Genomic DNA, 10,609 nt, shown 5'->3' with positions numbered 1-10,609 from the left:
CACGGATACCTCGGAGACGTCCCACCCGCCGAGTTCGAGAACGCGTTCTATGCTGTCCCCAACGACAGCAATCTGCTGATCGGAATCAAATAGCGCGAGTCTCCATCAGACCCAGGGCGCTTCACCAAGCTGGGGTGCGCGCACTTCTGCGTGAGGCTCGCGCGACTCTCGCAACCGGACAGGGCGGCGACGTCACCATCGAAACGCCCGCTGGGCGATGGTCGATGGTCGTCGTCGACGGACGCCTGCTCACCCCCCAGCACGCACGCGAGCGACACAACGACGACACCTCCCCCGCCGCGCAGGTAGCGGCACCCCCTGCAGCGCAACGAGCGTGGGCGCGCGATACGAACGGGCCACTCTTGACTCCCGGAACGCGCACGCACGCGAGGGTAAGTAGGCGAGGCATGCTCACCGCCGCAGGCGGCGTGAGCGCACTCGTTGCGTTGGGCTATGCCGCACGATCCTGCACGCGTGACTCCCCCAGCGCGGCACGCGCCTCGACAACATTGCAGCCGCGCGCGAGCGTGCCCGCGCTACCTGACGGGCAAAACGCGCCCGCCGGATGGTCGCCACAGGCCTCCTGGGCACTCGGGGACCTCGCGCACGCCCGACCCACCCTCGCCTACCTGCCCCACGCGGTTCTCCTGCTGCGACAGCCCGCCGCGAGCACTCACGTCACGCTCGCCTGCGTCGACGCACGCGACGGGCGCATCCGGTGGGAATCCGACATCGGCGCCGGGGTGACGATCCTCGCCGGGCCCACACTCCTGCCCGATGCACACGGAAGGCGGCAGGTCTACCTCATCACCGACACCGACCTGACGACATGGGACCCAGCCACCGGGCGTCGCACCTCATCGGTGCGCTTGCCGCACCGCTCACCCACTGCTGGGATCAACGCGCGCGGGCCGTGGATCAACGACCACGACCGCCGCTACCTCGCCCCCCACGACACCACGCTCGTACCATTCGACCTGCCGAAGGACGCCGTCTTCATCAGCGCCGACAAAACGCACCTCCTCGCGGCCGACTCCCACGGCGCGACGTGGGACCTCACGAGCGGCAAACCAGCCCCAGCGGCCCGCCAGCTGCCAGGCCCGAAGGGATGGCAGGCTGGCGCGATCACCGCGATCACCTCGAGCCTGCTCATCATCGGGTGGAACGCGGACGGCAAGGTGCGCCTCGGCGCGTACCACCTGCCCGACCTCAAGCCGGCCTGGACGAGCGCGGCCAAGCCCGCATGGGCCGCCTTCCTCGGCACCACCAACGTCAGCCCCGACGAGTCATGGGCCATCGTCGGCAACCGCCGCGTCGACCTGAAGACCGGCGAAGAACACCTCATCGCCCCACGCTGGACCACCCTCGCCATCAGCGACGACTACGCCTGGGGCAGCGACGGCCACGCGGTCCTGACCTGCACCAAAGGCGGCACCATATGGCCTGCCCGCACGAACGCCCCCACTCCGGCCAACACGATCCTCGTCAGCGGCGGGATCAACGGGAAGGCGTTGGTCACAGGTGCGGTCGGTCAAACCGTCACCCTGTACGCCCTGCGCCCTGAGCACACCATCGCGCCGACGCCGAGCTGACACGAGACATTCAAGACCTCTGGATGGCATCGTCCGGGATCGACATCTGGGTGAGGTGGGTGAGTCCATTGGACTCACCCACCTCACCCATCCTGCTCGGTGACACACCAAGAACAGGGCTTGCAATCCCCCCACCCATATGTAAACGTTTACATATACGGATGAGGAGGAACGATGGCAGGGAAGAAGAACGACTTGGGTGGCCTGCAGTTGAAGCGCCACCGGGAGAGCACCGACGAGCAGTCTGCGCCCTCGGTGGTCTCGGCGGTCCGGGCTGGTGGCGACCCACGGGTACGGCGCCTTCCGCTGGATTCGGTCGCGGACAACCCGGAGAATCCGGAGGCGCGTGCGGGTGATGTGACCGAGTTGGCGGCGTCGATGCGGCAGGTTGGGCAGTTGCAGCCGGGTCTGGTCGTGACGGCTCGCGCCTTCCTCGAGGCCCACCCCGAGCACACGGACACCATCGGCGATCGCGCCTGGGTGCTGCTGGCGGGACATCGTCGCAAGGCTGCGGCGCGTGAGGCTGGTCTCGAGGTACTGGAAGTCCTCGAGCGCGACGGTGAGCGCATGGATGAGGCCGTGCTGCACGAGAACATGCACCGCCTCGCGCTCAGCCCGATCGAGGAAGCGGAGAGCTTCCAGCGCGTGATGCAGCGCAACAACTTGTCGCAGCGGCAGATGGCGGAGCACGCCGGCATCAGCCAGTCCTACCTGGCCAAGCGTCTACACCTGCTGAAGCTGCCTGAGACGCTGCGTCGCGCGGTCGACTCCGGGGTCGTGGCCCCCTCGGTCGGGGTGGCAATCGTGCGCGAGAACGACACCGAGGTTCTCGCGGCACTGGAAGCAGTCCTGACCAAGACTGAACCCGATCTGACCCAGTCGTGGGCGTTGACCTCTGCGGTGCGAGAAGCCTCCGCCACGGTCCGGCAGCGCCAGGCGTTGCTGGCAGCTCAGGAGAAGGCTCACGCCGAAGGTGTCACGGTCGTCGAAGATCCCGATGCGACGTTCGGGCCCTGGAAACTGGGGGATCACCGGCTCAGGGATGAGGCGCAGATCGAGCAGGCTCGCGCCGCTGGGGACTTGGCGTATGCGCCTGATATCAACGGCACGGGGGAGCCAGTGCCGGTGCGCCTGTCGGCGCCGGCAGAGACCACCCCAGCCGCGAACTCCTACGAGCAGCAGCGCAAGGAAGCGGACAAGGAACGCAAGGCGTCGAACGAGGCGCGGCGCGCGTTTCTCGTCGAGCTGGTCAAGAAGATGCCTGGTGCGAAGGAGCGCACGGCTATCACGACGCTCGCGACGTTGCGCGGCGCTCACCTCGGCAGCCAGGTCACCTCTGCTGCGCGGCGCATCGCGCAGGCTGCGGGTGTCGGCCCTGACGCTGATAACGATTGGGACTGGCGCGTGTCGTTGCTCGATCAACCCAGCGGGATTCGAGAGCACCTGGCGTGGATCGTGGCGCTGGTCGCTCTCGAGGATGAGTTGCGCTGGGCCAACGTGTCGACCTGGAGCACGGCAGCGCTCGAACTGGTCACGTATATGACCGAGCGCGGGTACACCCTCACCGAGCACGAAGAACGCATGGTGGCCAAGTCCACCCACACGAAGGAGCATGACGAATGAACATCATCGCTGTCGCGAACGCCGCCGGCTCGGCTGGCAAGACGACCACCGTCGTGACGCTGGCCGCACTCCTGGCTGAGGCGGGCCAACGGGTCGTCGTCGTCGACCTCGACGGCCAGGCCAACGCGACTCGCTGGCTCGGCGTTGACCCCAGGACGCTCGCGCACACGGTGGGTGACGTCCTCCTGGACGAGTGCAGCGCCGTCGAGGCGTTGGTCGAGACGAACACGCAGGGGGTGCACCTGTTGCCCTCGAACTCCAGTGTGAACGGTGACGCCCTCGAGTTGCGTGACGCGGTGGGGCGCGAGATGCGCGTCAAGACCGCGATACGGGACCTGTCGGACGTCGACGTCGTCTTGATCGACTGCCCCGGAACGATCGGGTTGATGACGGTCATGGCGCTGGTTGCCGCCGATGCGGCGTTGACCGTGGCGCAGCCGTCGATGAAGGAACTCGAGGGAATTGAGGAGTTGGAGAAGACGATCTCCGAGGTGCGTAAGTTCTTCGGCGCGGATGTCAGTTTGCGCGGGGTCGTGCCGTGCATTGTTCCGCCGGCGTCGGCGGGGCGGCTGTACGCCAACAGCGTCGAGTTGGCGCGTGACACCTACGACGATCTGGTGTTGCCGCCGGTGCGCCGCTCGGTGAAAGCTGCTGAAGCGTACGCGTTTGCGCAGCCGCTGCCGCTGTTCGCGCCACGTGAGGGTGTCACCGAGGACTATCGGGGCGTCCTGGGTCGGCTGCAGGCGACGGGGGTGCTGTGATGGCGAACGAGCCGCGTCAGCGCTTCACGTCGTACGTCTCACCGGCTGTGGCTGCTCGGGTGCGCGGTGCGGTGGCGGCGCTGCAGGCACGGGGCATGGACATCACGTTGGCCAGCCTGAGCGATGAAGCGCTTGAGGCTCGGGTCCAGCAACTCGAGCAGGACTTCAACGGTGGTCAACCGTGGCCTGATCCGGGCCCACGCGTGGGAGGGCGCCCGAGGAAGCAACCCAACTCGCGCTGAGTCCAGTGGACTCACTCAACTTCACGTGCTGAGTCCAGTGGACTCAGCAACCCATCGGACGTAGCAGCTGTGCACCCGGTAACTAGTCCATAGAAAGGGATTTCATCATGCATCACGCTCGCGGGCAGGGATGGCGGCGTTGCCGTTGGCAGGGTGGTCGACAGATCACTACGTCGATGGAAGTAGGCACCCCTTGGCAGGACGACGAGGTCACCCCTCAGACGATCAACTGGCATTCGACATCCTCGGAATGGGAGAGCAGGACCGCGATGAACAACTACGGGCAGCGAGTGATGGACCACTGGAAGACGTGGCTGCCGAACCGGTACGACCAGATCGAGGATCCGATCAGCTTCTTCACGAGCGTGGGGGAGCAGGTCGAGGAGCAGGTGCTGCAGGTCTCGGGGGCGATGGAAGCCGAGCAGCGCGAGGCGATGGAGACGATGGACTACCTGGCCCGGGTAGGTCGGGGGAACGCGATTCAGAAGAGCGCGGAAGAGATCGCGCTGTCGGAGTTCCTACTCGAACCGGAGGCGCAGACGCGGGAGAGCGAGTATCAGGACGAGGAGCCGTACCCGTTCATGGACGAGACGGGGATGCCGACCGATCCCTCGCACCCGCTGTGGGCGATGGCGGAGGACGACTCAGTGAGCCTGGCGCAGTTTCGGCAGGCGTGCCAGGAGTGGTTCGAAGCCGAGAAGGCGAAGATGAGCAAGTCAACGACGCCGTAACCGCGCCCACGTCGCCAGCCCCGAACGCGGTCGCGACGGTTCCTGCCGGCGCGCGTCGGCGCATCGAGGACAACCTCGAGGCGATCCGGGTTGTGCGCCGCCTCGAGGAGTCGGGGGCTGAAGCGACGGCACAGGATCGCGCCGCGTTGGCACAGTGGACGTCGTGGGGTGCGGTGCCGCAAATCTTCGACGAGGCAGACCCTCGCTACAGCGCCGAGCGCGCTCGGTTGCATGAAGTTCTCGACGCTGGCGAGTGGAAGGCTGCGAGCCGGACGACGTTGAATGCGCACTACACCGCCCGCGAGTACACCGACGTGATGTGGCAGGCGCTGGCCGGGCTCGAGTTCACGGGCGGGCAGGTGCTCGAACCGGGGTGCGGTGCAGGGGCGTTCCTGTCTGGCCCGCCCGCATCGGTGCAACTCAGCGATGAGCTGCGCATGACGGGTGTCGAACTCGACCCCACGACGGCGCGTATCGCGCAGGTGCTGAACCCGGCGGCCAGGGTGCGCGCCGAAAGTTTCGCCTCCTCCCCGTTCGCCGATGACACCTTCGATGCGGTGATCGGCAACGTGCCGTTCGGTCGGGTCTCGTTGTACGACCCCGACCACAACGCAGGCAAGCACTCGATCCACAACCACTTCATCATCAAGAGCCTTGATCTCACCCGCCCCGGCGGTCTCGTCGCGGTACTCACCAGCCGATACACCCTCGACGCGCAAAACACCGCCGCACGCCGGGAGATGTTCGAGCGCGCTGATCTCGTCGGCGCCGTGCGGCTTCCCACGGGCGCGCACCGCGCGCTGGCCGGGACGGATGCTGTGACCGACCTGGTGATCCTGCGTAAGCGCGCCGACGACGACGAGCGCGGAGACGACAGCTGGGTCTACACCACAACAATGGATCTGCCTGACCGCGACGGCGACATGGTGGCGACACAGATCAACTCCTACTGGGAAGCCCACCCCGAGCAGGTCCTCGGCACGATGCACCTGGCGCATGGCATGTACAACGCCAACACGCTTCAGGTGCGCTCGGACCCGGACGCACCCTCTTTCGAGGATGCCGTGCGCCAGGTCGTGACCACCGGGCGTGAGGCCGGGCTGACGTGGGCAGCGTCCGAGACCGCGCCGCGTCGTGACGCGGACGCGGTGCTCGAGCGCGTCGCCCGCACCGGTGACATTTCCACGTTCGAAGGGCACCTGGACTACGACGAAGACCGCAACGTGTTCACGTGGGTACGAGGTGGCGCGTGTGAGGACGTCGAGAAGGTCGCTGCCGCACATGTGAAACCGTTGCGTGAACTGCTCGCGATGCGCGACACGGCGGTCGCCCTCATCGACGCTGAGGGCTCCACACTCGAGCAGACGCCCGACATGGATCGCCTCCGCTCCGAGCTCAACCGCCAATACGACGCATATGTCGCGAAATACGGCCCGATCAACACCGTGAACACCACGGTCACGAAGCGGCTGGACAAGTACGGCGATCCGATCATGCAACGTAGGTACCCGGGGGCGATGAAGGTCTTCCGGACCGATCCACACCGCTCCGCCGTCACGGCGCTGGAGAACTACGACGAGAAGACCGGGATCGCGAGCAAGACCGCGATCATGTCCGGGCGGGTGATTCAGGCCCGCGTCGTACCGACGCACGCCGACACTGCGGCTGATGCCCTCGCGATGACTTGGGACGCCAAGCGTGAGGTCGACCTTGACCACATCGCTGGGCTGTTGGGCATCGAGACCAGCGCCGTGCGTGAGCAGTTGGGCGACCTCGTCTTCGACGACCCTGCAGGCGGCCTGGTGCCGGCTGCGGACTACCTTTCTGGCGACGTGCGCGCGAAGCTCAAGGCAGCCGAGCAGGCCGTCGAGGATGACCCTGCGTTCAGGAACAACGTCGAGGCGCTACGCGCTGTCCTGCCACGCCCTCTGGGCCAGGATGAGATCACTGCGCGGATGGGGGCGGTGTGGATCTCCGCCGACGACCATGAGGCCTCCTTGCGCAAGACCTTCGATGACCCGAACCTACGGGTCATCCACGGTGGCGGCTCGTCGTGGCGCATCGCGAACGCCAACAAGACGTCGCAAAAAGTGGTCTCGCAGTGGGGCACCGAACGGATGAACGCTGTCGAGCTCGCCGAGCGACTGATGACGCAGAAGCCTGTGCTCATCCAAGACGCTGTGCCCAACGGTAACGGCGGCGAAAAGCGGGTGCCGAACGCTCCTGAGACCGAGGCGGCCAAGGCCAAGGCCGAGCAGTTGCAGAACGCTTTCCGTGAGTGGCTGTGGTCTGATCCGCAGCGCACCGAACGCCTCACTGAGGTGTACAACGACACGTTCAACTCCCTCGTCATGCGCGACTACAGCGCCGATGGACAGCGCCTCAGGCTGCCCGGGCTCGTGAGCACTTTCAACCCTCACCCACATCAGCGCACAGCGGTGGCTCGCATCATCAGCGAACCGTCAGTGGGGCTGTACCACGGGGTCGGCGCGGGCAAGACGGCCGAGATGGTCATGGGGGCGATGGAACTGGGCCGTCTGGGACTGGTGAACAAGCCCCTGATGGTCGTCCCGAACCACATGCTCGAGCAGGTCACGACCGAGTGGCTGGGGTTGTACCCGGCCGCGAACGTCTTGGCGGCCGGAACCGACGACTTGGCTAAGGAAGCACGCCGCGATTTCGTGGCGAAGGCTGCCACGGGCGAGTGGGACGGCATCGTCATGACGCAGACAGCGTTCGAGTCCCTCGATGTCACCCCTGAATCTCGTGAGCGCTACATCGACACCGCACTCGCTGAGGCACGTCGCCAGCTCGAAAGGATCAGCGCACAGGGCGGTAATAACCTCTCGACCAAGCGGATGGAAAACTCGCTGCTGGCCACCGAGCAGCGGATGCGCGTCAAGATGAAACAGACCAAAGACGTGGGGTTGACGTTCGAGCAGACCGGGATCGACTACCTCTTCGTCGATGAGCTGCACATGTACAAGAACCGGATGATCATCTCGAACATCGAAGGCGTTGGGAAGATCGGCTCAGACCGGGCCCTGGACCTCGACATGAAGCTCAACATATTGCGTGAGCGCGCCGAGCGTGAGGGCCGCCCCCCGCGTGTCATCACTGGTGCAACGGCGACGCCGATCGCGAACGCGATGTCGGAGGCCTATGTCATGCAGACCTACCTACGTCCCGACTTGCTCAAGGCCGCGGGACTGACCGACTTCGATGCGTGGGCCACGACATTCGGCGAGTCGGTCACGGACATCGAGATGGCCCCCGAAGGCGGGTTCCGCCCCAAGACCCGTTTCGCGAAGTTCAACAACCTGCCGGAGCTGTTGCGCATGTGGCACATCTCGGCCGACGTGAAGACCTCCGCCGAACTCGCTCTAAACGTCCCCGAGCTCGCACCCCGCGAGGACGGCAGACGCGCCCCTCAGGTCGTGGCGATTGAGCCCACCGATGAACTGGTCGCCTTCATGGACAGCCTCAGCGATCGCGCTGAACGCATACGGAGCCGGATGGTGGAGCCGGAGGTGGACAACATGCTCAAGTTGTCGGCCCACGGACGCGCTGCGGGCATGGATGTGCGGTTGCTGCCCGAGGAAGCTCGCCCCGACATGGGCGAGCAGGACTCGCTCTTCAAGCAGATGAGCAAGGTCGACGTCGCCGCCGAAAGGATCCATGCAATCTGGCAGGCCAACCGCGACAACGAGTACACGACAGCGGGCGGGCAACCGCACCCGAAGCGGGGTGGGTTCCAGATTGTCTTCTCCGACCTGGGCACGCCCAACAATAAGAAGTGGGACATGTACAACGGCCTCCGAGACACCCTTGTCGACATGGGTATGGAGCGCAGTCGTATCCGTTTCGTGCACGACGCGAACAACGACGACAAGAAGGACCGACTGTTCGCCGACTGCCGTGGCGGCGAGGTCGACGTACTGATCGGCTCGACGCAGATGATGGGTGTCGGCACCAACATCCAAACCCGCGCGGTCGCGTTGCACCACCTGGACTGCCCATGGCGCCCCGCCGACCTCGAGCAACGCGATGGGCGCATCATCCGCCAGGGCAACCAGAACCCCGAGGTGCAGATCATGCAGTACGTGACGAAGCGCAGTTTCGACGCCTTCATGTGGCAGACCACCGAGCGCAAGGCCAAGTTCATCGAGCAGGTCATGCACGGCGACCTGGAAACACGTAGCGCTGAGGACATCGAGACCAGCCAGTCGTTCAACATGAACGAGGTCAAGGCGATCGCCTCGGACAACCCCCTCATCCTGGAGAAAGCCCAGGCCGACCAAGACCTGTCGGTCCTGGAAAGCCTGGCGACCGCGCACCGGCGATCACAGACCCAGACCCGTCAGGCGGTTGACGCGGCGAATACCGCGATCAGTAGCTACTCGCGACGCATCCCGGCGCTGAAGGACGCGATCGCGGACCGTACCGAGACGAAGGGCGACGCTTTCCGCGCCACCGTCGCAGGCCAGGTCTTCACCGAGCGCGTCGAAGCTGCCAACGCCATCCGTGAGCACCTCGGCGCAGCCGCGTCACGCGCCCGCGTCACGCGAGAACCCGTCACGCTCGAGGCCCTGGTGACGCTGGGCGGGCACCGGTTCGACGTGGTCGTCGACTCCAGCCTGGGTGTCACGAAGGCGAACCTCCAGATGCAGGCAGCCCCCGACGACGTCTTCGTGCGGGACGACGCGTTCGCGCTCATGGGACTACCCGGGTCGCACGGCGTCGTCACCAAGATGGAAAACGCTCTCGCCGGCATGGAAGGAGCACTAACGAGGGCGGAACAGCGACTCGACGCAGCCCAGCGCGACAAGGTGACAGCCGAGGCGAACCTTGGGCAGCCCTTCGCCCGTGAAGCCGAACTGCAGGCCGTGCGTCACAAGGTCGCCGAACTCGAGCGAGTGATGCGCGGCCAGGACTCTGACGAAGAGCAGGGAGAACCGCAAGAAGAGGTCACCACACCGGTCGCCCCGCAGGCTCAGGCCACCGAGACCGCGGCGGCGACCAGGGGCCATCAGGATGAGGATGAATCGGCGCTGTGGGAGCAGGCGTGGGATGAGTGGGAGACCGACTCAGCTTCGCCGTCCCCGCCTCGCACCCAGCAGCAGATCAACGCCGAGGGTAGCCAGAGAGTGCGTGATGCGCTGGCAGCGCGCCATCAGCGCCACAACGACTACGGCGACTCTCCTTCCGGACTCTCTCACCAGGGTCCTCAGATGAGCTAGCAGGACGACGGGGGTGGTGAGTCCAATGGACTCACCACCCCCGCTCCGTGGGCGCCCGGAGTGACACCCTCGCTCACACCCCCTTGGTGGGCGGCTTTCCGCCTGCGCAGGTCGCCACGCACTGCCTCGTGAGCCGTTGTCGGCGCCGCGTGCCACGATGGAACGATGGCTGGCGGGATGAATCGCAAGGACGGGCACGTCGCACGGATCGGGGTACGCGCCGGCATCCCCGAAGACCCCGACGAACGCCCGTGGGAGCTTCCTCGTGGGGTCGCGCCGCGTGATGGGCACGTCGAGTTGTATGTCGACGGCGAATGGGTGCAAGCCCTGCTCATCGAGCAACGTGTCGAAGGTTCGCTGTGGCACTGCCGCGTCGTGTGGGCAGAGCGCGGCGTCGAGGGTCAAGTCCGCTGGGGTGGT

At 66.0% G+C, this 10,609-nt stretch carries 6 protein-coding genes; all 6 read left to right on the top strand.

Annotated features, from left to right (window positions below; translation table 11 throughout):
* Window positions 1-407: 407 nt before the first annotated feature.
* A complete protein-coding gene (locus tag J4Z35_RS11735) occupies window positions 408-1,592 on the top strand; it encodes a hypothetical protein (RefSeq protein WP_208065585.1) in 1,185 nt (394 codons plus the stop codon).
* 174 nt (window positions 1,593-1,766) lie between these two features.
* Complete coding sequence (locus J4Z35_RS11730; protein ID WP_208065584.1) at window positions 1,767-3,215, top strand: ParB/RepB/Spo0J family partition protein; 1,449 nt, start codon at window positions 1,767-1,769, stop codon at window positions 3,213-3,215.
* Complete coding sequence (locus J4Z35_RS11725; protein WP_136788941.1) at window positions 3,212-3,976, top strand: AAA family ATPase; 765 nt, start codon at window positions 3,212-3,214, stop codon at window positions 3,974-3,976. Before J4Z35_RS11730 ends, J4Z35_RS11725 begins: the two co-directional genes overlap by 4 nt.
* Window positions 3,977-4,487: 511 nt before the next feature.
* On the top strand, window positions 4,488-4,949 hold the full coding sequence (locus J4Z35_RS11715) for a hypothetical protein (RefSeq protein WP_208065583.1): 462 nt from the start codon (window positions 4,488-4,490) through the stop codon (window positions 4,947-4,949).
* Window positions 4,901-10,189: a helicase-related protein gene (locus J4Z35_RS11710; RefSeq protein WP_208065582.1), complete on the top strand. Its 5,289-nt coding sequence runs from the start codon at window positions 4,901-4,903 to the stop codon at window positions 10,187-10,189. The genes J4Z35_RS11715 and J4Z35_RS11710 overlap by 49 nt, the downstream gene beginning before the upstream one ends.
* Before the next feature lie 165 nt (window positions 10,190-10,354).
* A partial coding sequence (locus tag J4Z35_RS11705; RefSeq protein WP_208065581.1) for a hypothetical protein occupies window positions 10,355-10,609 on the top strand: 255 nt, incomplete at its 3' end.

This window comes from Dermacoccus sp. NHGro5 (genome assembly GCF_017565385.1).
Lineage (GTDB): Bacteria > Actinomycetota > Actinomycetes > Actinomycetales > Dermatophilaceae > Dermacoccus > Dermacoccus nishinomiyaensis.
The sequence above is the reverse complement of the archived record's forward strand: the minus strand, read 5'-3'. Positions and strand labels throughout refer to the sequence as shown.